Annotated in this window: 24 protein-coding genes; 19 read left to right on the top strand and 5 right to left on the bottom strand. The window is 68.3% G+C overall.

From position 1 onward, the window contains the following. Positions 1–50 precede the first annotated feature (50 nt). Positions 51–1469, top strand: coding sequence for an amidase (locus A5688_RS01565; RefSeq protein WP_067835351.1), 1419 nt, complete (start codon positions 51–53; stop codon positions 1467–1469). A gap of 108 nt (positions 1470–1577) precedes the next feature. Here A5688_RS01565 and A5688_RS01560 read toward each other — a convergent pair whose 3' ends face one another. Beyond that, positions 1578–1997: a MarR family winged helix-turn-helix transcriptional regulator gene (locus tag A5688_RS01560; RefSeq protein ID WP_067835349.1), complete on the bottom strand. Its 420-nt coding sequence runs from the start codon at positions 1995–1997 to the stop codon at positions 1578–1580. Between the two features lie 122 nt (positions 1998–2119). Here A5688_RS01560 and A5688_RS01555 point away from each other — a divergent pair, with 122 nt between their 5' ends. Both A5688_RS01555 and A5688_RS01550 read left to right on the top strand, forming a co-directional pair. Beyond that, entirely contained in the window at positions 2120–2533 is a 414-nt protein-coding gene (locus A5688_RS01555; RefSeq protein WP_067912813.1) for a ChaB family protein, read from the top strand. Positions 2534–2702: 169 nt separating this feature from the next. Then, complete coding sequence (locus tag A5688_RS01550) at positions 2703–2984, top strand: DUF2795 domain-containing protein (RefSeq protein WP_165609551.1); 282 nt, start codon at positions 2703–2705, stop codon at positions 2982–2984. A gap of 40 nt (positions 2985–3024) precedes the next feature. Here the strand turns inward: A5688_RS01550 and A5688_RS01545 are convergent, their stop codons facing one another. Then, positions 3025–3864, bottom strand: coding sequence for an SDR family oxidoreductase (locus tag A5688_RS01545; RefSeq protein WP_067912819.1), 840 nt, complete (start codon positions 3862–3864; stop codon positions 3025–3027). 274 nt (positions 3865–4138) lie between these two features. On the opposite strand from A5688_RS01545, the gene A5688_RS01540 reads away from it, so the two are divergent. Both A5688_RS01540 and A5688_RS01535 read left to right on the top strand, forming a co-directional pair. Then, positions 4139–4711: an MPT63 family protein gene (locus A5688_RS01540; protein WP_067835342.1), complete on the top strand. Its 573-nt coding sequence runs from the start codon at positions 4139–4141 to the stop codon at positions 4709–4711. 97 nt (positions 4712–4808) lie between these two features. Further along, entirely contained in the window at positions 4809–5747 is a 939-nt protein-coding gene (locus A5688_RS01535; protein ID WP_067912822.1) for a lysophospholipid acyltransferase family protein, read from the top strand. A 31-nt stretch (positions 5748–5778) separates the two neighbouring features. Here the strand turns inward: A5688_RS01535 and A5688_RS01530 are convergent, their stop codons facing one another. Further along, entirely contained in the window at positions 5779–6540 is a 762-nt protein-coding gene (locus A5688_RS01530) for a winged helix family transcriptional regulator (protein ID WP_082951242.1), read from the bottom strand. 193 nt (positions 6541–6733) lie between these two features. Continuing rightward, a complete protein-coding gene (gene mbp1, locus A5688_RS01525) occupies positions 6734–6973 on the bottom strand; it encodes a microaggregate-binding protein 1 (protein ID WP_067835338.1) in 240 nt (79 codons plus the stop codon). A 345-nt stretch (positions 6974–7318) separates the two neighbouring features. Between mbp1 and pyrH the strand changes: the two genes are divergently transcribed. The 6 genes from pyrH to A5688_RS01495 all read left to right on the top strand — a co-directional run bounded on the left by pyrH (position 7319) and on the right by A5688_RS01495 (position 12394). Then, on the top strand, positions 7319–8146 hold the full coding sequence (gene pyrH, locus A5688_RS01520) for a UMP kinase (protein ID WP_067835336.1): 828 nt from the start codon (positions 7319–7321) through the stop codon (positions 8144–8146). 115 nt (positions 8147–8261) lie between these two features. After that, positions 8262–8819, top strand: a complete 558-nt coding sequence (gene frr / locus A5688_RS01515) for a ribosome recycling factor (RefSeq protein WP_007775283.1) — start codon at positions 8262–8264, stop codon at positions 8817–8819. A gap of 33 nt (positions 8820–8852) precedes the next feature. Further along, positions 8853–9782 carry a phosphatidate cytidylyltransferase gene (locus A5688_RS01510; protein ID WP_067835334.1) on the top strand — a complete coding sequence of 310 codons (930 nt, stop codon included), beginning with the start codon at positions 8853–8855 and terminating at the stop codon, positions 9780–9782. Between the two features lie 33 nt (positions 9783–9815). Beyond that, on the top strand, positions 9816–10910 hold the full coding sequence (gene rlmN, locus A5688_RS01505) for a 23S rRNA (adenine(2503)-C(2))-methyltransferase RlmN (RefSeq protein ID WP_067912825.1): 1095 nt from the start codon (positions 9816–9818) through the stop codon (positions 10908–10910). 115 nt (positions 10911–11025) lie between these two features. Beyond that, positions 11026–11535: a protein disulfide oxidoreductase gene (locus A5688_RS01500; RefSeq protein WP_067835330.1), complete on the top strand. Its 510-nt coding sequence runs from the start codon at positions 11026–11028 to the stop codon at positions 11533–11535. A 4-nt stretch (positions 11536–11539) separates the two neighbouring features. Beyond that, complete coding sequence (locus A5688_RS01495) at positions 11540–12394, top strand: cytochrome c biogenesis CcdA family protein (RefSeq protein WP_067912827.1); 855 nt, start codon at positions 11540–11542, stop codon at positions 12392–12394. Positions 12395–12405: 11 nt separating this feature from the next. On the opposite strand, the gene A5688_RS01490 is transcribed toward A5688_RS01495, so the two are convergent. Continuing rightward, positions 12406–12660 carry a DUF2631 domain-containing protein gene (locus tag A5688_RS01490; RefSeq protein ID WP_067838655.1) on the bottom strand — a complete coding sequence of 85 codons (255 nt, stop codon included), beginning with the start codon at positions 12658–12660 and terminating at the stop codon, positions 12406–12408. A gap of 121 nt (positions 12661–12781) precedes the next feature. Here A5688_RS01490 and dxr point away from each other — a divergent pair, with 121 nt between their 5' ends. From dxr to A5688_RS01450, 8 genes are all read left to right on the top strand, one after another. Further along, positions 12782–14005: a 1-deoxy-D-xylulose-5-phosphate reductoisomerase gene (dxr, locus tag A5688_RS01485; protein ID WP_165606977.1), complete on the top strand. Its 1224-nt coding sequence runs from the start codon at positions 12782–12784 to the stop codon at positions 14003–14005. A 19-nt stretch (positions 14006–14024) separates the two neighbouring features. Further along, positions 14025–15248 carry a M50 family metallopeptidase gene (locus A5688_RS01480; protein WP_067912830.1) on the top strand — a complete coding sequence of 408 codons (1224 nt, stop codon included), beginning with the start codon at positions 14025–14027 and terminating at the stop codon, positions 15246–15248. 17 nt (positions 15249–15265) lie between these two features. After that, positions 15266–16432 (top strand): flavodoxin-dependent (E)-4-hydroxy-3-methylbut-2-enyl-diphosphate synthase, encoded by a 1167-nt coding sequence (gene ispG / locus A5688_RS01475; protein ID WP_067838650.1) that lies wholly within the window; start codon positions 15266–15268, stop codon positions 16430–16432. 54 nt (positions 16433–16486) lie between these two features. After that, the gene (locus A5688_RS01470; RefSeq protein ID WP_067912833.1) at positions 16487–17341 is read left to right on the top strand and encodes a GNAT family N-acetyltransferase; all 855 of its coding nucleotides are present in this window, start codon (positions 16487–16489) and stop codon (positions 17339–17341) included. Positions 17342–17505: 164 nt separating this feature from the next. Then, a complete protein-coding gene (locus A5688_RS01465; protein WP_067912836.1) occupies positions 17506–19323 on the top strand; it encodes a penicillin-binding transpeptidase domain-containing protein in 1818 nt (605 codons plus the stop codon). A 152-nt stretch (positions 19324–19475) separates the two neighbouring features. After that, positions 19476–20069: a DUF1707 SHOCT-like domain-containing protein gene (locus A5688_RS01460; protein ID WP_067838640.1), complete on the top strand. Its 594-nt coding sequence runs from the start codon at positions 19476–19478 to the stop codon at positions 20067–20069. Positions 20070–20101: 32 nt separating this feature from the next. Continuing rightward, complete coding sequence (gene map / locus A5688_RS01455) at positions 20102–20959, top strand: type I methionyl aminopeptidase (RefSeq protein WP_067912839.1); 858 nt, start codon at positions 20102–20104, stop codon at positions 20957–20959. A 10-nt stretch (positions 20960–20969) separates the two neighbouring features. Further along, positions 20970–22469 (top strand): cobyric acid synthase, encoded by a 1500-nt coding sequence (locus A5688_RS01450; RefSeq protein WP_067912842.1) that lies wholly within the window; start codon positions 20970–20972, stop codon positions 22467–22469. The last annotated feature ends 6 nt before the right edge of the window (positions 22470–22475 follow it).

Genomic DNA, 22475 nt, shown 5'->3' with positions numbered 1-22475 from the left:
AAGCCGGGAAACCTCCCGACTGCACGGGTGCGCGGGCTAGCGTCAGTGCCATGCGACACGTGCATGCTTTCGGCGACGATGCCCTGGGCGATCTGGACGCGGTCGGCCTCGCCGACGCCCTTCGATCCGGCCGGGTCGGCAGGGCCGAGGTGGTCGAGGCCGCCATCGCCCGCACCGAGGCCGTCGATCCGCTGCTGAACGGGTTGGCGTACGCGGCTTTTCAGCAGGCGCGGACGGCCGCCGGCAAGGCCGCGGAAGCTCCGGCGGGCGGCTACTTCGGCGGCGTCCCGACGTTCATCAAGGACAACATCGACGTCGCCGGGCAGCCCAGCATGCACGGCACCGACGCGTGGACGAGCTGGGACGCCGACGCCGACAGCGTGTTCACCGAGCTGTTCCTGGCCACCGGGCTGACCTCGGTGGGGAAGACGCAGTTGTCGGAATTCGGGTTCAGCGCGTCGGCCGAACACCCGCGGCTGGGCCCGGTCCGCAACCCGTGGGACACCGAATACAGCGCCGGCGCGTCGTCGTCGGGTTCGGGCGCGTTCGTCGCGGCCGGTGTGGTGCCGATGGCGCACGCCAACGACGGCGGCGGTTCTATCCGGATTCCGGCCGCGTGCAACGGGTTGGTCGGACTCAAACCGTCGCGTGGGCGGTTGCCCCTGGACGCGACGCTGCGCCGGATGCCGGTCGGCGTCGTCGTCAACGGCGTGGTGACCCGCTCGGTGCGCGACACCGCGGCCTTCTACCGCGAGGCCGAGCGGATCTGGCGCAACCCCAAGCTGGCGCCCATCGGGGACGTCAGCGCGCCCGGCCGGCAGCGACTGCGGATCGCGGTGCTGACCCGCTCGGTGCAGCGCGAGTGCAGCCCCCAGGTACGGGAGCTCACGCTGAAGTCCGCCGGCCTGCTCGAGGAGTTGGGACACCGCGTCGAGCACGTCGACGAGCCTCCGGTCGCGGCCAGTTTCGTCGACGACTTCGTCCTGTATTGGGGGTTTTTGGCGCTGGCCCAGGTGCGCGGTGGGCGGCACATGTTCGGTGCGACGTTCGATCGCAGCAAGCTGGACAGCCTGACGCTGGGTCTTCTCCGGCACACCAGCCGAAACCTGCACCGCCTCCCGACGGCGATCGTGCGCCTGCGCCGGGCCCGCCGGCGCACCGCGCGGTTTTTCCGTACTTACGACGCGGTGCTCACGCCGACCCTTGCCGACGAGACGCCGCGCATCGGATTCCTGGCGCCGACCGATTACCAGCAGGTGATCAGCCGGCTGATCGACTGGGTCTCGTTCACGCCGCTGCACAACGTGACCGGCGAACCCGCGATCTCGCTGCCGCTGGCCCAGTCCGCGCACGGCATGCCGGTGGGCATGATGCTGTCGGCCGACATGGGACAGGAAGCGCTGCTGCTCGAGCTGGCCTATGAGCTCGAAGAAGCGCGGCCCTGGGCGCGCATCCACGCCCCCGCGTGATTTGAGTGATGGCGGCGACCCGCTTCGCCCGGCTGGGCTGATGGCGGCGACCCGCTTCGCCCGGCTGCGCCGCCCTCGCGATCGCCGCGGCCGTCCTCGCGATCACAACTAGTCGGCTCCCAGCTTTTCGAGCATCCGCTTGAACTCGCGCTGCTGAGTGTCGGTGAGCTTGGCCAGGATGCGGGCGTCGGCGCCGCGGACCGCGCCTTCGGCGCGCTTGAGCAGGGCGCGGCCCTGGCCGGTCAGGGTGGCCGGGAGCGCGCGCCCCGAGGACACCGATGACGGGCGCGCCACCGCCCCGACTTCTTCCAGCTTGCGCAGTACCGTGTTCATTGCCTGTGGGGTGACATTGGTGTGGCGGGACAACTCGGCGCTCGACATTCCCGGAAACATCGAAAGTATGCGCAGGCAAACGAATTCGGGCAGGGTCAAGCCGAGCGGACTCAACACGGCGGAAACCTCGGGTCGCAGGACGGCTCCCACCCGGTAGAGCAGGTAACCCAGCGGAGCATCGTCGGCCTGATTCATGTCAACGATATTGACATATTTCTACCGACCCGATGCGCACATTGTTCAGACCGTGATTGTCCGTGCCGCAACGGGGTAACCGACCGTTAATCGCAGCGGTTTTGGCACCCGAGGGAGGTTCGATGCCGAAGACGACGAAAGGCGGCGCGGCCAAAAAGGGCGAATTGCCCAGCACTTTGCGGCGGTCCAACGCCAAGGCCCAGCGCACGTTCGCGAAAACCCATGACGCGGCCGCCGACGAGTACGGCAGCGAGGAGCGCGCCCACCGCGTCGCGTACGCCGCTGTCAAGCACAGCTTCGAAAAGGTCGGCGACCACTGGGAGCCCAAGGACGAGAAGGGCCCATCCGATGAGCGGGCCGAGCGCGGTGGCCTGCGGCCAGTCGGGGAATCGGCCGAGGGCGTCGACGCCAACGCCAGCAAAAAGCACCTGCTCGATGTGGCCCGCCGGCTCGACATCGCCGGCCGGTCCACCATGAACAAGTCGGAGTTGGTCGACGCGATCAAGAAGCACAACCGCCGGGTCCGGGGCCGCTGAGAGAGCGTGCACACCGCCGCGAAATCGCCGAGACTGAACAAACTTTCGGCTTGTCGGCTCGTGCACATTTCGGCGTCCGGAGCGGTTTAGGCGCCGGGCTACCGGGCACCCCGACTGCCATGGTCGCGTCTACCACTCCCAGCCAACTTCGCCAGTGTGCCTCAGCGATGTGGACTTTCCGGCGAACAAAGAGGACCTGCTCACCGCCGCCGAGCGCAATCGTTGCAACGGCGAGACGATCCGCGCCCTGCGCGCCATGCCGCCGGAAACCTATGCCAACGTCGGTCAGGTGGCCGCGTCGGTCACCATCGCCGATGACCGCGACGTTCCCGACAGGGACAGGGCCGCGGCGCGGCGCACCCACACCCAGCCGGGCCGGGCCGAGAGCGTGAAGGACATGCCCGCCCAGAACCCGCTCGTGGACGAGCTGGGCGACAACCGCGGCTCATGAGCGAGTTTGAAAGGAACCCGCTGCGGTGTAGGGGGTTTCGTTAGAGGATGGGCCGACCGCCGGTCACTGCCACCCGTGCCCCGGAGATGTAACTGGCGTCGTCGGAGGCCAGCAGCACGTAGATCGGGGCGAGTTCGACGGGCTGGCCGGCGCGGCCCAGCGGTACGTTGTCGCCGAACGATTCCACGCTGTCCGGTGGCATCGTCGACGGGATCAGCGGTGTCCATATCGGCCCGGGCGCCACGCTGTTGACTCGAATTCCTTTGTCGCCCAACAGCTGGGCCAGGCTGGCCGAGAAATTCGCGATAGCCGCCTTGGTCGCCGCGTAGGGCGCCAGCGTGGGATTGGGTGTATCGGAGTTGACCGACGAGCTGCCGATGATCGACGAGCCGGGGCTCATGTGCGGCACGGCCGCCTTTGCCAGGTAGAAATAAGCACCGATGTTGAGCCGGAACGTGTACTCCCACTCCTCGTCGCTGATCTCGTCGAGGCTCTTGCGCATCATCTGATAGGCGGAGTTGTTGACCAGGATGTCCACCCCGCCCAATTCCTGCACTGCCCGATCCACGACGGCACGGCAATGCGCAGCGTCGGAGAGATCGCCGGGCACCAGCACGCACTTACGGCCGGCATTGGTGACGTAGCGGGCGACTTCACGCGCGTCGTCGTCCTCGTTGAGGTACGCGATCAGCACGTCGGCGCCCTCGCGGGCGAACGCTATCGCGACGGCGCGCCCGATGCCGCTGTCGCCGCCGGTGATGATCGCCTTTTTGCCCAGCAGTTTGCCCGAGCCCTGGTAACTGTTTTCGCCACAGTCAGGAATCGGTTCCATCCGCGCCTGTACACCGGGAACCGACTGTTGTTGCGCCACAAAGCCCATGCGATTTCCTTTACCGATTCATCGTCAGTTGCTTAGGGCACCGATTACCCGTCACCACCCGGACTAACCGGGAGTCGGGTGTGAGAGGTGGTGCAGGTGTTATCCACTGATGCGAAAGATGCTGCCCAAGAATGGAACCCTATTCCGGCGAGTAACGCCCGGTACGGGTGTTTCGCGCGCGTAAATGTTTAAAGGGGTCGAGGTGTGGCTATTTGCTGCACATATGCGCATGCCCTTTCGGGGGGCAAATGTTGTACACGAAAGGAAATGAACAGTGAAGGTCACCAAGATTGCTGCGACAGCTGCCGCTGCCGGGGGTATAGCGGCGGCCAGCGTTTTCGCGGCGACGCCTGCTCTGGCCGCGCCCAACATCCAGGGGTTCGGTACCAGCGAAAAGCTCGTGGACGGGGCGCTCGTCACCGATTACACCGTCAGCAACCTGCAGCCCAGCAACGTCGCCATCCCCGGCTACACGCCCAAGGGAACGCTCTACCAGGCGGACGTAACCGCCAGGTCGGACGGCGGGCTCGTCACTCCGATGGTGAATGACTTCATCGCCCGCGGCCCGAACGGCCAGAACTACCGGGTGATCGACAAAGTCGGGGTGCCCAACGGGCTCAACCCGGCTCCCATCGCTCAAGGCAACGAGTCGACGGGCACGCTCTACTTCGACGTGACAGGCGCGCCGCCGAACGGCGTCGTCTACAACGACGGAATGCAAGACGTCCTGATGTGGACGTCCAACGTGCCGGAGGGCTCGGCGCCTGGCGCGCCGAACAGCCCGGCGCCGGGTGCTCCGCCTGCGCCGAACAGCCCGGCGCCAGGTGCGCCGGCGACGCACGCCTGATCGGAGTTGTCGAATTCTCCCCGCGCCACGCTCGGTGGCGCGGGGAGAATTGCGTCAGGGGGAATCGTGCGCGTCCGAAGCGGGTATGCCACAGAGCATGAGTAACCCGGATCACAGGCCGGCACCGGTGCGCGCGCAGGCGCAGCGGCAGGCCGAAGAAGCCCGCGAGGCGATGGAAGAACGACGCAATCGTCAAAGTGGCGGGCTGAGCGGCTGGGTGGCCGAACGCGCGGCGAGATGGGATCTCTCGGGTCAGGACGAGAGCGCGCTGCAGCGTCAGAAGTATCTGTGGAATGTGCTGGTGGACTATTGGTTTCGCATGGAAATCGACGGCTGGGAGAACATCCCGGAATCACCGCCGGCGCTGTTGATCGGGATTCACTCCGGCGCGCCGTTCGTCTGGGATGCGTGGACCGTCGGTCTGCAATGGTGGCGACGGTTCGGCCAGGATCGCACCTTGCACGGCACGGCGCATGATGCGTTGATGGCAATTCCCGTGTTCGGGCGCTACTTCCGGTCGATGGGGGTGCTGCCGGCCGCCCCCGACGCGATCGCCACCGCATTGGCGGAAGGGCGCGACGTGGCGCTGTGGCCCGGTGGGGAAGTGGACTCGCTGCGCCCGTGGACCGAGCGCGATCGGGCCAACCTGGCCGGACGGACCGGCTTCGTCAAGATGGCGATTCGCGCCGGTGTGCCGATCGTGCCCATCGCCACGGTCGGCGGTGCGGACGCGATGCCGGTGCTGATCCGCGGCGACCGCCTGTCGAAAGCTCTGCGCCTGGACCGGGTCTTGCGGCTCAAGGTGTTCCCGCTGGCCGTCTCGTTGCCGTGGGGTATCGCGCCGGCGGCGCTTCCGCAGCTGCCCCTGCCGGCCAAGATCAGAACCCGGTTCATGCCTCCGGTGGAGCTCGACAACGATCCCGCACGGGCCGACGACGACCAATACGTGGACCGCAAATATCACGAGGTGCAACATGCCATCCAGGATGGGATGAATGCGCTGGCGCGCAAACGCGCTTTCCCTCTCTTCGGCTGACCGCCCGCCAAAAGCGTTGTGCCTGAAGGTGTTAGGATTCCGACGTCTCCGCATTCTGCTGGCCCGGGCCCGACGTCGTGGGCGACGTCCAGATCGGGGTCAGCGTCGAGCCGGTGACGACCCATTCCGGCTGTGGCGGTGTCGCGGCCCGGTAGCCGACTCCCCGGACGGTGTCGACCATGAATTGGTGCCGGGTGCCGAGCTTGGCGCGCAGTCGCCGGATGTGAACGTCGACGGTACGCACCTTGCCGGTCGCGTCATAGCCCCACGCCTCTTGCATCAGCCGGGTGCGGGTGAATGCCTGACCGGCATGCTGCACAAGGAAATTCAGCAATCTGAACTCGGTGTGTGTCAGGCTCAGGTCGTGGCCGTCCAGCGTTGCGGTGAAACTGGGCGGATGCAGTAGCAGGTCGCCGAACTTCAGCGTGCCGTCGACCGCGCTACGACGTCGGCTGATCGCGAGGCGCAGCCGCGCCTGCAACTCTTCCGCGCCGGTGCCGGGCACCATGACGTCATCAAAACTGCCGTCCCCGTCGACCGTCACCCCGTCCGCCGGTGTTACCAGGGCCACCACGGCGGTACCGGGGTTGTCGACCTTGAGTCGATGGCCGACGCTCTGAGCCGACGCCATGTCGCTGCGCGCATCAATGATCGCGATGTCGGCCGTGGCGCAGTGCCCGTCGGTGTCGGCCGTCAGGGTGACGTGGCGCACCGGCCGCGCGACAGTGGCCAAATCCGGAAGGGCCGATTCGAAGTCATCCTCATCGGTGAGTACCACCACGTGCAACGACATCTCCAAACCTCATGACGTCCCGGCTTCCCCCCCGGGTCCGTAGGCACCTCTTCGGAGATGTCATACAGCGCTAGGCACGGATACCCGTCCAGCTGAAAACTATGCAAACTCGGGCCGCGCCCCACCTCGGCCTTGTGGAACGGCGATGGGCCCGGCCGTTTGCACGGACCGGGCCCATCGTTGACGGCCAGTATTACTGGTTGGCCTTCTGGCGCTCCTCGGCCGCCTCCGCGCCACCGCGCGCGGCTTCGGCTTCGGCTTCCTTCTTCGCGGCGTCGCGCTGCGCTTCGGCCTTGTCCTGCTGGGCCTGGCCCTCGCGGGTGAGGTCATCACGACCGGCCACCGCGCCGACGGCCTCCTTGGCCTTGCCCTTGACGTCCTCGACGACGCCCTTAACAGCTTCGGCAGGTCCCGACTTGTTTTCTTCAGCCATGGAAGTGTTCCTCCTCGTTGGCGTACTTTGAGCGATCCATGCTCAACGGCGATCGCGAGCGATCCACCCGGTCATACGGCGAGGCCGGTCCTCATTGCTTAAGACCGCAATATTTCTGCCGCGTTGATCCGGATTCCCATGCCACACATCGCTCAAACGCGAGCCCGAATAAACCGCATTGGCGCCGGCATATTCCACTACCGGCAGACTCGAAAATTGGCCCGCCGCGCCAACTATGCGCATAATGCACCCCGCCGACGCCGCATTGTGCTGCGATGAGGCAGGATGTGAAATGCCGTTCCGGACGGAGACCGCCCGGGATGGCACTCTCATGCGAGGAGTCTGATGACGGAGTCCAGGGAGCCCCACGTCGCCGGCTCGGCGGCTCCGAGGCCGCAGCCGACAACCACCAGCAACGGCGTGCCGACATCCGCACCGGAAAACGGTGCGGGCCAGTCGCCGAGTCGGGCCAGGTATTCGCGAGTGCTGCTCAAGCTCGGCGGCGAAATGTTCGGCGGCGGCCAGGTCGGCTTGGATCCCGATGTCGTGGCGCGCGTGGCGCGACAGATCGCCGAGGTGGTTCGCGGAGGTGTCCAGGTTGCCGTCGTCATCGGCGGGGGCAACTTCTTCCGGGGTGCGCAGCTTCAGCAGCGCGGCATGGAACGCACCCGTTCGGACTACATGGGAATGCTGGGCACGGTCATGAACAGCCTCGCGCTGCAAGACTTTTTGGAGAAGGAAGGCATCGTGACCCGGGTCCAGACCGCGATCACCATGGGCCAGGTGGCCGAGCCGTATCTGCCGTTGCGCGCCGTGCGCCACCTGGAGAAGGGGCGTGTGGTGATCTTCGGAGCCGGCATGGGACTGCCGTACTTCTCCACCGACACCACGGCGGCCCAGCGTGCCCTGGAGATCGGCGCCGAGGTCGTCTTGATGGCCAAGGCCGTCGACGGCGTCTTCTCCGCGGATCCGCGGCAGCATCCCGACGCCGAATTGATTGCCGCGATCAGCCATCGTGAGGTCATCGACCGCGGGCTACGAGTGGCCGATGCCACCGCGTTCAGCCTGTGCATGGACAATGGCATGCCGATCCTGGTGTTCAACCTGCTGACCAATGGCAATATCGCCCGAGCGGTCGCTGGTGAGAAGATCGGGACGCTGGTCACCACCTGAGGGGAAGACGCGATGTGCGTTTGCGAGGATCCGCGGCGCAGCGATGAGGAGGAGCGGCGCAGATGATCCGCGGCGGCGACGATGCAGAGCGAATCGATGAGGAGGAGCGGCGCACATGATCGACGAGGCTCTCTTCGATGCGGAAGAGAAAATGGAGAAGGCCGTAGCGGTTGCCCGCGACGACCTGTCGACCATCCGGACCGGGCGCGCCAACCCCGGCATGTTCTCGCGGATCGTGATCGACTACTACGGCACGGCCACCCCCATCACACAACTGGCCAGCATCAACGTGCCCGAGGCGCGCCTTGTCGTCATCAAGCCCTACGAGGCCAGCCAGGTGGGTGCGATCGAGACGGCGATCCGCAACTCCGACCTCGGCGTCAATCCCACCAACGACGGCACCCTGATCCGGGTGGCCGTGCCGCAGCTCACCGAGGAACGCCGCCGCGAACTGGTCAAGCAGGCCAAGAGCAAGGGTGAGGATGCCAAGGTCTCGGTGCGCAACATCCGCCGCAAGGCGATGGAGGAGCTGCATCGCATTCGCAAGGACGGCGAGGCGGGCGAGGACGAGGTCGGCCGGGCCGAAAAAGACCTGGACAAGACCACGCATCAATACACCACCCAGATCGAAGAGTTGGTCAAGCACAAAGAAGGCGAACTGCTGGAGGTCTGACGACCCATTCAGCAGCTAAGTTCATTCAGGCCAGTGGCAACCCCAGATCCCGGCGCAGGCAACCCGCCCGACAATTTCGCGCGCCCCGCCGAGGAACCGGTGGAAAAGCCGGCCAAGAAGACCTCCCGGGCCGGGCGCAACCTGGGCGCCGCGATCGCGGTGGGGGTCGGTATCGGCGGCGTTCTGATCGTCACGCTGGTATTCGCACCGCGCCTCTGGGTTCCCATCGTCGCGCTCGCCATCCTGGTGGCCACGCACGAGGTGGTCCGGCGCTTGCGCGAGGCCGGCTACGTCATAGCCCTTATCCCGCTGCTGGCGGGGGGCCAGCTCACCGTATGGTTGACGTGGCCGTTCCACGCCGCGGGCGCATTGGCCGGGTTCGGGATCACCGTGGTGGTCTGCAACGTGTGGCGGTTGTTCATGCAGGACAACAGCAAACGGCCCGAGCCGTTCGCCGGCTCGCCGTCGGCTAACTACCTCAGGGACGCCTCGGCCACCGTGTTCCTGGCCGCGTGGGTGCCGCTGTTCGCGTCCTTCGGCGTGCTGCTGGTCTACCCGCACGACGGCGCCGGGCGGGTGTTCTGCCTGATGGTCACCGTCGTCGCCTCCGACACCGGCGGATATGCCGTGGGGGCGCTGTTCGGCAAGCACCCGATGGTCCCGGCGATCAGCCCCAAGAAGTCCTGGGAGGGATTCGCCGGTTCCCTGGTGTTCGGAATCACCGCGGCGACGCTGACGGCGACCCTCCTGGCCAACAAACCGTGGTGGATCGGCGTGCTGCTGGGTGTCGTCCTGGTGCTGACCGGCACGCTCGGCGACCTGGTGGAATCGCAGGTCAAGCGCGACCTCGGCATTAAGGACATGGGCCGGTTGCTGCCCGGCCACGGCGGCCTGATGGATCGGCTCGACGGCGTCCTGCCGTCGGCGGTCGCGGCCTGGACCGTGCTGACACTCGTTCCCTAGGCCGGCGCGAACGTGACCGATACTGGACAGGTCATGGTTCAACAACTGGTTTTCTCCGAGCCGCGCCCCGGCAAGCCGCCGCGGCACCTCGCCGACCTCGACGAGGAAGGCCGCGCGTCCGCAGTCGCAGAGCTGGGCTTGCCTGCGTTTCGCGCCAAGCAGCTGGCGCATCAGTACTACGGCCGGCTGATCGCCGACCCGCGGCAGATGACCGATCTCCCGGCGGGATTGCGCGATGCCATCGCCGAGACGATGTTCCCGATCCTGCTGACCGCGGTGTCCGAGGTGACGTGTGATGCGGGCCAGACGCGAAAGACGTTGTGGCGGGCGCTCGATGGGGTCACCGTCGAGTCGGTGCTGATGCGTTATCCACAACGCAACACGGTGTGCATTTCGTCGCAGGCCGGGTGCGGCATGGCGTGCCCGTTCTGTGCGACCGGTCAGGGCGGGTTGAGCCGCAACCTGTCGACGGCCGAGATCCTCGAGCAGGTGCGCGCCGGCGCCGCGGCCCTGCGCGACGACTTCGGGGACCGGCTGTCCAACGTGGTGTTCATGGGGATGGGGGAGCCGTTGGCCAACTACGCCCGTGTGGTGGCCGCGGTGCGGCGCATCATCGCCGCGCCGCCACACGGTTTCGGCATCTCGGCCCGTTCGGTGACGGTGTCCACGGTGGGCTTGGCCCCGGCCATCCGCAAACTCGCCGACGAAGGCCTCGGCGTGACGCTGGCGTTGTCTCTGCACGCGCCAGACGACGAGCTGCGGGACACCCTGGTGCCGGTCAACAACCGGTGGAAAATCACCGAGGCACTCGACGCCGCACGGTATTACGCCGACGTCACCGGCCGGCGGGTGTCGGTGGAGTACGCGTTGATCCGCGACGTCAACGACCAGCCTTGGCGCGCAGATCTTTTGGGACAGCGGTTGCATCGCGCGCTCGGGCCGTTGGTGCACGTGAATCTGATCCCGCTCAACCCGACCCCGGGAAGTGAGTGGGACGCCAGCCCCAAGGCGGTCGAGCGAGAGTTCGTCCGCCGGGTCCGCGCCAAGGGGGTTTCGTGCACGGTGCGCGATACCCGCGGCCGCGAGATCAGCGCCGCCTGTGGACAGCTGGCCGCCGAGGGCGGGTAGCTGGAGCGCAGGCGATTCGGCACGGGCCTGTGGACAGCTGGCCGCCGAGGGCGGATGAACCGGAGGCGGGGCTGTCCCGTCGATCAAGGCATAACTCCAGCAAATGAGGTGTGCCATGAGTATTCGCTTGTCGGCCCTGAGCAAAGCGTGCGCCGCGGTGCTGCTCGCCGCAACGGTGATAGCCGCCGTGGGCAGCGCGCCGCGCGCTCTGGCCGCCGATGACCGCCTGCAGTTCACCGGGACGACGCTGAGCGGTGCGCCGTTCAACGGCGCCAGCTTGCAGGGCAAGCCCGCGGTGCTGTGGTTCTGGGCACCGTTCTGCCCGTTTTGCAACGCCGAAGCCCCGGGCGTCAGCCGGGTGGCGGCCGCCAATCCCGGTGTCACCTTCGTCGGGGTCGCCGGACACTCGGACGTCGGCGCGGAACAGACCTTCGTCTCCAAATACGGCCTGAACTTCACCAACCTCAACGATGCCGACGGGTCCATCTGGGCCCGCTACAACGTCCCCTGGCAGCCCGCCTACGTGTTCTACCGCGCGGACGGCAGCTCGACGTTCGTCAACAACCCGACCTCGGCGATGTCGCAGCAGGAGCTCTCCGACCGGGTCGCAGCGCTGAGGTCCTGACTTCGTGGACCGGGGTCTGGTCGGCCTGGCCTTCGCGGCCGGGCTGGTCGCCGCGCTGAACCCGTGTGGGTTCGCGATGCTGCCCGCCTACCTGCTGCTGGTGGTGCGCGGCCAGGGGTCGGGGGCGTCGGGTGTGGCAGCAGCCGCGCGGGCTCTGGCGGCCACCGTGGGGATGGCGCTGGGTTTCTTGACGGTGTTCGGCCTGTTCGGCGTGCTGACCGTGTCGGCGGCCACGACCGTGCAGCGGTATCTGCCGTACGCCACTGTGATTGTCGGCGCCGTGCTGATCCTGCTCGGGGCATGGCTGCTGTCGGGTCGGCAGCTGTCGGGGTTGGCCCCGCGGCCGCTGGGCCCGCGGTGGGCCCCGACGGTGCGGCTGGGCTCCATGTACGGGTACGGAATCAGCTACGCGATCGCCTCGCTGTCCTGCACCGTCGGGCCGTTCCTGGCGGTCACCGCGGCAGGCCTGCGCGGGGGATCGATCGTCACCGGCGCGTCGATCTACCTCGCCTACGGCACGGGGTTGACCCTGGTCGTGGGCGTGCTTGCCGTCGCGGCGGCGACGGCGAGCACCGCGATGGTGGACCGGCTGCGCCGAATGCTGCCGTTCGTCAACCGGATCGGTGGTGTGCTGCTTCTGCTGGTCGGGGTGTATGTGGCCTATTACGGCCGCTACGAGGTGCGCCTGTTCGGCGCGAACGGCAACCCGCAGGACGCGGTGATCACCGCGGCCGGACGCCTGCAGGGCGCCGTGGCCGGTTGGGTGCATCAGCACGGATGGTGGCCGTGGGTGGCGGCAGTGCTCGCGTTAGGGGTCGTGGTGATCGCCGGCGCCTGGCATCGCCGGGCGCAACGCTAGGGCGGCGGTGACTACCTGATCCAGCCGCGGCGGCGGCCCCACAGGTCGCGGATCAGCACCACGAGGGTCAGCGCCGCAAACCCGATCAAAAACCAGTTCTCGATGTGGCCGACGTGGTTGCCGCGGAGCATCGCCAGCAGGAATCCGAAGCCGATCAGGCCGGCAATATGCCAGGTCCGGTGGTTGATCCTGCTCCAACCCCACGCTGCCGACGGCACCTCGACTGCGTCGACGCCGGTGAAGTGCTCCACCTCGGTACTGGCCACGGCGAATCCCCTTCGGATCGGATTGGCTTGTCGAACCCAAATTCTGGCACACCCGCCGCCCGGCCCGCGGGGCATGGCCCGGCACATGGCCCCCGCGGGTGCCGGGCGGCACAATGAATGGGTGACCAACCCGACGACCGACGGGCAAACGCGGGACCGGCTGCGCGTGCTGCTGCTGGGCAGCACCGGCTCCATCGGCACCCAGGCGCTGGACGTCATCGCGGCCAACCCGGACCGCTTCGAGGTCGTCGGCCTGGCCGCGGGGGGCGCCAACCTGGACACGCTGTTGCGGCAGCGGGCCGAGACCGGTGTGACCAACATCGCCGTCGCCGACGAACGCGCCGCGCAGCGGGCCGCGGACCAGGTCGGGGCCATCCCGTTCAGCGGGCCCGAGGCGGTCACCCGGCTCGTCGAGGAGACCGAGGCCGACGTCGTCCTCAATGCGCTGGTGGGTGCGTTGGGCCTGCGGCCCACGCTGGCCGCGCTCAACTCGGGTGCCCGGTTGGCGCTGGCCAACAAGGAATCGCTGATCGCCGGGGGACCGCTGGTGCTCCGAGCCGCCAAGCCGGGCCAGATCGTGCCGGTCGATTCCGAACATTCCGCGCTGGCGCAATGCCTGCGCGGCGGGGAGCCCGACGAAGTCGCCAAGCTGGTGCTGACCGCCTCCGGCGGTCCGTTCCGCGGCTGGACGGCCGCCCAACTCGAGGACGTCACCCCCGAGCAGGCGGGTGCCCACCCGACGTGGTCGATGGGCCCGATGAACACGCTGAACTCGGCCTCGCTGGTCAACAAGGGGCTGGAGCTCATCGAGACCCACCTGCTGTTCGGCATTCCCTACGACCGCATCGAGGTGGTGGTGCACCCCCAGTCGATTGTTCATTCGATGGTCACCTTCGTCGACGGGTCGACCCTCGCCCAGGCCAGCCCCCCGGACATGAAGCTGCCGATCTCGCTGGCCCTGGGCTGGCCGCAGCGGGTTCCGGGCGCGGCCGCCAGCTGCGACTTCAGCACGGCGTCTAGCTGGGACTTCGAGCCGCTGGACGACGCCGTTTTCCCCGCGGTCGAGCTGGCCCGGCACGCCGGACAGGCCGGCGGCTGCATGACCGCCGTCTACAACGCGGCCAACGAGGAGGCGGCCGAGGCCTTCCTCGCGGGCCGGGTCGGGTTCCCCGCCATCGTCAAAACCATCGCCGACGTGCTGCACGCCGCAGACCAATGGAGCGTTTCACCCGCTACCGTGGATGAGGTACTCGACGCGCAGCGCTGGGCACGTGAGCGGGCGCGGCGTGCCGTCGCACAAGCCCAGCCCGCCACGGTGTCCGCAAAAGCCTCTGGAGTGGTGTGAGAAAGGTCCCCCCAGCCTGATGATGTTCGTTATCGGCATTGTGCTGTTCGCACTGGCCATCCTGATCTCGGTGGCCCTGCACGAGTGCGGCCACATGTGGGTCGCCCGCGCCACCGGCATGAAGGTCCGCCGGTATTTCGTCGGGTTCGGGCCCACGCTGTGGTCCACGCGGCGTGGCGAGACCGAGTACGGCCTCAAGGCCGTCCCGCTGGGCGGCTTCTGCGACATCGCCGGCATGACCTCGGTGGAGGAGCTGGCTCCCGACGAGACCGACCGCGCCATGTTCAAGCAGGCGGCCTGGAAGCGGGTCGCGGTGCTGTTCGCGGGCCCCGCCGCGAACTTCGTCATCTGCCTGGTGCTGCTCTACGGCATCGCCCTGATCTGGGGGCTGCCGAACCTGCATCCGCCGACCCAGGCGGTCGTAGGCGAAACCGCTTGTGTGGCACCGGAAGTCGCTCCGGGCAAGATCGCGGAGTGCACCGGCCCGGGCCCGGCGGCGCTCGCCGGAATCCGCGCCGGCGACGTCATCGTCAAGGTGGGTGACACCCCGGTGTCGACCTTCGACGACATGGCCGCGGCCATCCGCAAGGCGCACGGCAACGTCCCGATCGTCGCCGAGCGCAACGGCACCACGATCACCACCTACGTCGATGTCACCCCCACCCAGCGCTACCTGGCGAACGGGGCCGGCGGGCAGGGCGGTCAGCCGCAACCGTCGACGGTCGGCGCCATCGGCGTCGGCGCCGTCAGGGTCGCGCCCGCGCACTACGGGGTGTTCACGGCGATCCCGGCCACCGTCGCCTTCGCCGGTGACCTCACCGGCGAGGTGGGCAAGGCGCTCGTGTCGATCCCCACGAAGGTCGGGGCGCTCGTGCACGCGATCGGCGGCGGGCAGCGCGACCCGCAGACGCCGATGAGCGTGGTCGGGGCCAGCATCATCGGCGGCGACACCGTCGATCACGGGTTGTGGGTGGCGTTCTGGTTCTTCCTGGCGCAGCTGAATCTCATTCTGGGCGCGATCAACCTGGTGCCGCTGCTGCCCTTCGACGGCGGCCACATCGCCATCGCGGTGTTCGAAAAGCTCCGCAACCTGGTCCGGTCGGCCCGGGGCATGGTGGCGGCCGCCCCGGTGAACTACCTCAAACTGATGCCCGCGACGTACGTCGTGCTGGTGTTCGTGGTCGGCTACATGCTGCTGACCGTGACCGCCGATCTGGTCAACCCGATCAGGATCTTCCAATAGCAGAAGGAATTGAAACTGTGAGCATTGGCCTGGGCATGCCGGACGCTCCGGCGCCCACGCTCGCCCCCCGGCGCAAGACGCGGCAACTTATGGTCCGCGATGTCGGGGTGGGCAGCGACTCTCCGATTTCCGTGCAGTCGATGTGCACCACCAAGACGCACGACGTCAACACGACGCTGCAGCAGATCGCCGAGTTGACCGCGGCCGGCTGCGACATCGTCCGGGTGGCCTGCCCGCGTCAGGAGGACGCCGACGCGCTGGCCGAGATCGCCCGCCACAGCCAGATTCCGGTGATCGCCGACATCCACTTCCAGCCCAAGTACATCTTCGCGGCCATCGACGCGGGGTGCGCCGCGGTGCGGGTGAACCCGGGCAACATCAAGGAGTTCGACGGCCGCGTCGGCGAGGTCGCCAAGGCCGCCGGTGCGGCGGGGATCCCGATCCGCATAGGCGTCAACGCCGGCTCGCTCGACAAGCGATTCATGGAGAAGTACGGCAAGGCCACGCCTGAGGCGCTGGTCGAGTCGGCGCTCTGGGAGGCCTCGCTGTTCGAGGAGCACGGCTTCGGCAACATCAAGATCAGCGTCAAGCACAACGATCCGGTGGTGATGGTCGCCGCCTACGAGCAGCTGGCCGAACAGTGCGATTACCCGCTGCACCTGGGCGTCACCGAGGCCGGTCCGGCCTTCCAGGGCACCATCAAGTCCGCGGTCGCCTTCGGCGCGCTGCTGTCGCGCGGCATCGGCGACACCATCCGGGTGTCGCTGTCGGCGCCCCCGGTCGAGGAGGTCAAGGTCGGCATCCAGATCCTCGAGTCGCTGAATTTGCGGCCGCGCGGGCTGGAGATCGTCTCGTGCCCGTCGTGCGGCCGCGCGCAGGTCGACGTCTACACCCTGGCAAACGAGGTCAGCGCCGGCCTGGACGGGCTGGACGTCCCGCTGCGCGTCGCGGTGATGGGCTGCGTCGTCAACGGTCCGGGGGAGGCCCGTGAGGCCGACCTGGGCGTCGCGTCGGGAAATGGCAAGGGGCAGATCTTCGTTCGCGGCGAGGTGATCAAGACGGTGCCCGAAGCCCAGATCGTCGAGACGCTGATCGAGGAGGCGATGCGAATCGCCTCGGAGATGGGGGCCGATCACGGTCCTGATACAACATCGAGCGGTTCGCCGATCGTGACCGTAAGCTGATGAAGGCCAGCGCCCCGTACTGGTCTTGAGTTCGCACCACAGAGAGTTCGCCAGATGTCGGCTCCGCCCCTGTTCCGCCTTGTCGGTGAGCGACGGGTGTCGGTGGTGCGCGACGCGGCCGCGGTCTGGCGGGTGCTCGACGACGACCCCGTCGCGTCCTGCATGGTCGCGGCCCGGGTGGCGGACCACGGCATCGACCCCAATTCGATCGGTGGCGAACTGTGGACGCTGCGCGGCGCCGACGAATCGCTGTGCTTCGCCGGCGCCAACCTGATCCCGCTGCGCGGCGCGCCGGCCGATCTGAGCGCGTTCGCCGACGAGGCCATGCGCGGGACGCGGCGCTGCTCGTCGCTGGTCGGCAGGGCCGAGCTGGTGATGCCGATGTGGGAGCGGCTCGAGGCGGCGTGGGGCCCGGCTCGTGACGTGCGCGACCACCAGCCGCTGCTGGCGTTGTCCAACCACCCCAGCTGCGAGCTCGACCCCGGTGTGCGCCAGGTCCGGCCCGAAGAGCTGGACGCCTACCTGGTGGCCGCCGTGGACATGTTCATCGGCGAGGTGGGCGTTGACCCGCGGCTCGGCGACGGCGGCCGCGGCTACCGACGGCGGGTGGCCAGCCTGATCACGGCGGGGCGCGCCTGGGCGCGGTTCGAGCGCGGCCAGGTCGTCTTCAAGGCGGAGGTGGGCTCGCAATCCCCGAGCGTGGGTCAGATCCAGGGGGTGTGGGTGCACCCGGAGTGGCGCGGGTTGGGTCTGGGCACCGCCGGCACCGCGACGGTCGCCGCGGTGATCGTCGGCACCGGGCGAACCGCCAGCCTGTACGTCAACGACTTCAACACGGTGGCCCGCGCCGCCTACGCCCGCGTGGGCTTCACCGAGATCGGCACCTTCGCGACGGTGCTGCTCGACTGAGCTCACCAGCCCCGACGCGAGTGTGCGGCCAGCCGCACACCCACCAGCGAACGTGCGGCTGGCCGCACACTCGGCAGGCTGGCTCCCCCCGAATCCCCGCATAACGGTTGCGTCTCGGTGTGTCGGCGCCGGTGCGACAGTCACGCTTCATAACATCTGTACCAATGGTCACAAAAACCCCACTGGTAGTCGTCGCGGCCGGGTTGCTGCTCGCGGCCGTCGCGATGTCCGGATGCACGCCGCGGCCCGACGGCCCGGGGCCGGCCGCGGAAAAATTCTTCCGCGCCCTGGCCATCGGCGACACCACGGCCGCCGCGCAGCTCAGCGACAGCCCCAACGAGGCCCGCGAAGCCCTCAACGCGGCCTGGTCTGGCCTGCAGGCCTCCCACCTCGACGCGCAGATCCTCAACGCCAAGTACGCCGAGGACAGCGGCACGGTCGGCTACCGGTTCACGTGGCACCTGCCGAAGAACCGGACCTGGACCTACGACGGCCAACTGAAGATGGCCCGCGACGAGGGGCGCTGGGCGGTGCGGTGGACCACCACCGCGCTGCACGCCAAGCTCGGCGAACACCAGACCTTCGCGCTGCGGGCCGACCGACCGCACCGCGCCTCGGTGAACGAGCTCGGCGGCAGCGACGTGCTGGTGCCAGGCTACCTGTACCACTACACGCTGGACGCCACGCAAGCCGGCTCCGGAGCCGCGCTGATCGGCACGGCGCACGCGATCGTCGACGTTCTGCACCCCTTCAACGGCGCCCTCAACGACCCGCAGCTGCTCGCCGAACAAGCCAGCTCGACGCCCCACCCTGTGGATCTTGGGGTGACGCTGTACCCCGACGACAACGACAAGGTGTCCCCGCTCGTCGGGCACCTGCCCGGCGTCATCGTCACGCCGCAGCCCGAGATGCTGCCCACCGACCCGCATTTCGCTCCCGCGGTCATCTCCGCGGTGAAGAAGGCCGTCGTCGACCAACTCGACGGCCAGGCCGGCTGGCGGGTGGTGAGCGTCAACCAGAACGGCGTCGAGGTCGAGGTGCTGCACGAGGTCGAAGGGTCGCCGGCGCCGTCGGTGTCGATCACCCTGGACCGCGCCGTGCAGAACGCCGCCCAGCACGCGGTGGACACCCGCGGCGGCAAGGCGATGATGGTCGTCATCAAGCCGTCGACCGGGGAGATCCTCGCGATCGCGCAGAACGGGGGCGCCGACGCCGACGGCCTGCCGGCCACTAACGGCCTCTTCCCGCCGGGATCGACGTTCAAGATGATCACTGCCGGCGCGGCCGTCGACCGCGACATGGCCACCCCGAACACCATGCTGGGCTGCCCGGGCCATCTCGACATCGGGCACCGCACCATCCCCAACTACGGCGGCTTCGATCTCGGTGTGGTGCCGATGTCGCGCGCGTTCGCCAGCTCGTGCAATACCACCTTCGCCGAGCTCAGCAGCAGAATGCCGCCGCGTGGCCTGACGCAGGCGGCCACCCGCTACGGCATCGGGCTGGACTACGACGTCGAAGGCATCACCACCGTGACCGGGTCGGTGCCGCCGACGGTGGATCTCGCCGAGCGCACCGAGGACGGTTTCGGCCAGGGCAAGGTGCTGGCCAGCCCGTTTGGCATGGCCCTGGTGGCGGCGACGGTCGCCGCCGGTAAGACGCCGGTGCCGCAGCTGATCGCGGGGCGGCAGACCGCCGTCCAGGGCGACACCACGCCGATCAGCCCGAAGATGGTCGACGCGCTGCGGCCGATGATGCGGCTGGTGGTGACCAACGGGACCGCCAAGGAGATCGCGGGCTGCGGCGCGGTGTACGGGAAGACCGGTGAGGCCGAGTTCCCCGGCGGTTCGCATTCCTGGTTCGCCGGCTACCGCGGCGATCTGGCATTCGCCGCGCTGATCGTCGGGGGTGGCAGCTCGGAGTACGCCGTCCGGATGACCAAGGTGATGTTCGAATCGCTCCCGCCGGATTTCCTGGCGTAGTCCGATGGCGGCGACCCGCCGCGCCCGGCTGTGCCGCGCTTGCGATCGCCCCTGGTCCGATGGCGGCGACCCGCCGCGCCCGGCTGTGCCGCGCTTGCGATCGCCCCGGCGCCGAGTGCCCCCAGGGGGCGCATCGGCGGTAAATTGCGAACATGACGGATACCGGCGGCGACATGGTGGCCCCAGTGTCCCTGCGTGTCTCCGACGCCGACCGAAACGGCACGATGCGGCGACTGCACAACGCCGTCGCGCTCGGGCTGATCGATATCGACGAGTTCGAGCAGCGCTCGTCGCAGGTGTCCTACGCGCGCACGCGTGGTGAGCTGGACGGCCTGGTCGGCGACCTGCCGGGACCGGGCGCCATCGTCACCTCCGCCGCCGACCGGGTGGAACTGCGGGGCTGGGCGGGTTCGCTCAAGCGCCACGGCGAATGGACGGTGCCCACCCGCCTGGCCCTGGTCCGCCGGCTCGGCTCGGTGGAACTCGACCTCACCAAGGCCCGGTTCGCCGGGCCGGTGGTGGTGATCGAACTCGACATGAGGTTCGGCTCGGTGGAGGTCCGACTGCCCGAGGGCGCCAGCGCGTCGATCGACGACGTGGAGGTCTACGTGGGCAGCGCCAGCGACCGTCGCAAAGACCCGCCCGGCGAGGGCCGGCCGCACGTCGTGCTGACCGGGCGGGTGGTGTGCGGCTCGGTGGTCATCCGGGGACCGCGCCGCTCGCTGCTGCGCCGCCAGCGTCTCTGAGCGGCTCGCGGCACCGCGGTTAAGCTGATCGCATGCCTGCTCGCACCGCGCTTTCTCCCGGAGAGTTGTCCCCGACTCTGCCGGTGCCCGGCCGTATCCCGCGCCCGGAATACGTCGGCAAGTCCACCGCCCAAGAGGGCAGCGAACCGTGGGTGCAGACGCCCGAGGTGATCGAGAAGATGCGCGTCGCCGGCCGGATCGCGGCCGGCGCGCTGGTGGAGGCGGGCAAAGCCGTCGCCCCCGGGGTGACCACCGACGAACTGGACCGCATCGCCCACGAGTACATGGTCGACCACGGCGCCTACCCCTCCACGCTGGGCTACAAGGGCTACCCGAAGTCGTGCTGCACGTCGCTCAACGAGGTCATCTGCCACGGCATCCCCGACTCGACGGTGATCGCCGACGGCGACATCGTCAACATCGATGTCACGGCCTACATCGACGGGGTGCACGGCGACACCAACGCGACCTTCCTGGCCGGCGACGTCTCCGAGGAACACCGGCTGCTGGTGGAGCGCACTCGGGAGGCGACGATGCGCGCCATCAACGCCGTCAAGCCCGGGCGTGCGCTCTCGGTGGTCGGCCGCGTCATCGAGTCGTACGCAAACCGGTTCGGCTACAACGTTGTTCGTGACTTCACCGGTCACGGCATCGGTACCACGTTCCACAACGGCCTGGTCGTTTTGCACTACGATCAGCCGTCGGTGTCCACCGTCATGCAGCCCGGGATGACGTTCACCATCGAACCGATGATCAACCTCGGCAGCCTGGACTACGAGATCTGGGACGACGGCTGGACGGTGGTCACCAGGGACCGCAAGTGGACCGCGCAGTTCGAGCACACCCTGCTGGTCACCGACTCCGGCGTCGAAATCCTCACCTTGCCATGACGTTTGCCGGATGACCGGAGCGCTGCTGGTCGCGGGCACCAGCTCCGACGCCGGGAAATCGGTGGTGGTGGCGGGCCTGTGCCGGTTGTTGGCGCGCCGCGGGGTACGCGTCGCCCCGTTCAAGGCGCAGAACATGTCCAACAACTCGGTGGTCACCGTCGAGGGCGGTGAGATCGGGCGCGCCCAGGCGATTCAGGCGCGCGCGGCGGGGCTGGAACCCAGCGTGCGGTTCAACCCGATCCTGCTCAAGCCGGGCAGTGACCGCACCTCGCAGCTGGTGATCAAGGGTCAGGTCGCCGACTCGGTCACCGCGAAAAGCTATGTGCGGCATCGCGATCGGCTGTCCAGCATCGTGCTCGACGAATTGACCTGCCTGCGTGACGAATTCGATGTGGTGATCTGTGAGGGGGCCGGCTCGCCGGCCGAGATCAATCTGCGCGCCACGGATCTGGCCAACATGGGGCTGGCCCGGGCCGCGGATTTGCCGGTGCTGCTGGTCGGGGACATCGACCGCGGCGGCCTGCTGGCGCATCTGTTCGGGACGGTCGCGGTGCTCGAACCCGACGACCAGGCGCTGATCGCCGGATTCATCGTCAACAAATTCCGCGGCGACCCCGCGCTGCTCGAACCCGGCTTGCGCCGGCTGCACGACATGACCGGCCGCCCGACCTACGGCGTGCTGCCGTACGCCGACGAGCTGTGGCTGGACGCCGAGGACTCGCTGTCGGTGGTCGCTCGCCGCGTCATCGGCACCCCCACGCCTCCGCGCGGCGAGCAGTGGCTGCGGGTGGCCGCCATCCGGTTGCCCCGGATCTCCAACTCCACCGACGTCGAGGCGCTGGCCTGCGAACCCGGGGTGTTAGTGCGCTGGGTCACCGACCCCGCCGACCTCGCCGACGCCGACCTAATCGTCATTCCCGGCAGCAAAGCCACCGTCTCCGACCTGGCGTGGCTGCGCGATTTCGGCCTGGCCGACGCGATCACGGCACACGCGTGTGCCGGCAAGCCGGTGCTGGGAATCTGTGGAGGATTTCAGATGCTGTGCAGTCGCCTAGACGATCCGGTGGAATCCGGGGCGTCGGCCGTGCCCGGCCTGGGACTGCTCGACGTCGACATCGCCTTCCATCCCGACAAGACCTTGCGCCGCTGGCAGCAGCCGCTCACCGGCTACGAGATCCACCACGGGCGGGTCACCCGCTGTGACGAGGAGAGCTGGTTCGCAGCCGGTGCGGATTCCCAGGGTGTGGTGCGCGGCGCGGTCTTTGGGACCCATTGGCACGGCTTGCTGGACAACGACGACTTCCGGCGCGCGTGGCTCACCCGGGTCGCCGACGCTGCGGGCCGCGGCGGCTTCATGGCCGGCGACATCAACGTCGCCGCGCGACGCGATGCCCAGCTCGATCTCGCAGCGGATCTGCTGGCGTCCCATCTCGACCTCGACGCCGTTCTCAACCTGCTTGATGGTCCTCCGCCGCGTCGACCGTATCTCTCAAATCGCTTGCAGCCGTAGCAAAGT

Origin of the sequence: Mycobacterium mantenii, from assembly GCF_001667865.1 — a bacterium.
Lineage (GTDB): Bacteria > Actinomycetota > Actinomycetes > Mycobacteriales > Mycobacteriaceae > Mycobacterium > Mycobacterium mantenii_A.
This window is presented reverse-complemented; position numbering and strand designations above follow the sequence as displayed.

Coding starts and splice junctions, on each gene's coding strand:
- A5688_RS01470 (WP_067912833.1), top strand. CDS start 16,487: ATGTCGGCTCCGCCCCTGTTCCGCCTTGTCGGTGAGCGACGGGTGTCG.
- A5688_RS01560 (WP_067835349.1), bottom strand. CDS start 1,997: ATGAATCAGGCCGACGATGCTCCGCTGGGTTACCTGCTCTACCGGGTG.
- map (WP_067912839.1), top strand. CDS start 20,102: ATGCCTGCTCGCACCGCGCTTTCTCCCGGAGAGTTGTCCCCGACTCTG.
- A5688_RS01535 (WP_067912822.1), top strand. CDS start 4,809: ATGAGTAACCCGGATCACAGGCCGGCACCGGTGCGCGCGCAGGCGCAG.
- pyrH (WP_067835336.1), top strand. CDS start 7,319: ATGACGGAGTCCAGGGAGCCCCACGTCGCCGGCTCGGCGGCTCCGAGG.
- A5688_RS01555 (WP_067912813.1), top strand. CDS start 2,120: ATGCCGAAGACGACGAAAGGCGGCGCGGCCAAAAAGGGCGAATTGCCC.
- A5688_RS01530 (WP_082951242.1), bottom strand. CDS start 6,540: ATGTCGTTGCACGTGGTGGTACTCACCGATGAGGATGACTTCGAATCG.
- A5688_RS01480 (WP_067912830.1), top strand. CDS start 14,025: ATGATGTTCGTTATCGGCATTGTGCTGTTCGCACTGGCCATCCTGATC.
- mbp1 (WP_067835338.1), bottom strand. CDS start 6,973: ATGGCTGAAGAAAACAAGTCGGGACCTGCCGAAGCTGTTAAGGGCGTC.
- A5688_RS01545 (WP_067912819.1), bottom strand. CDS start 3,864: ATGGGCTTTGTGGCGCAACAACAGTCGGTTCCCGGTGTACAGGCGCGG.
- A5688_RS01465 (WP_067912836.1), top strand. CDS start 17,506: ATGGTCACAAAAACCCCACTGGTAGTCGTCGCGGCCGGGTTGCTGCTC.
- A5688_RS01500 (WP_067835330.1), top strand. CDS start 11,026: ATGAGTATTCGCTTGTCGGCCCTGAGCAAAGCGTGCGCCGCGGTGCTG.
- rlmN (WP_067912825.1), top strand. CDS start 9,816: ATGGTTCAACAACTGGTTTTCTCCGAGCCGCGCCCCGGCAAGCCGCCG.
- A5688_RS01460 (WP_067838640.1), top strand. CDS start 19,476: ATGACGGATACCGGCGGCGACATGGTGGCCCCAGTGTCCCTGCGTGTC.
- A5688_RS01450 (WP_067912842.1), top strand. CDS start 20,970: ATGACCGGAGCGCTGCTGGTCGCGGGCACCAGCTCCGACGCCGGGAAA.
- frr (WP_007775283.1), top strand. CDS start 8,262: ATGATCGACGAGGCTCTCTTCGATGCGGAAGAGAAAATGGAGAAGGCC.
- A5688_RS01565 (WP_067835351.1), top strand. CDS start 51: ATGCGACACGTGCATGCTTTCGGCGACGATGCCCTGGGCGATCTGGAC.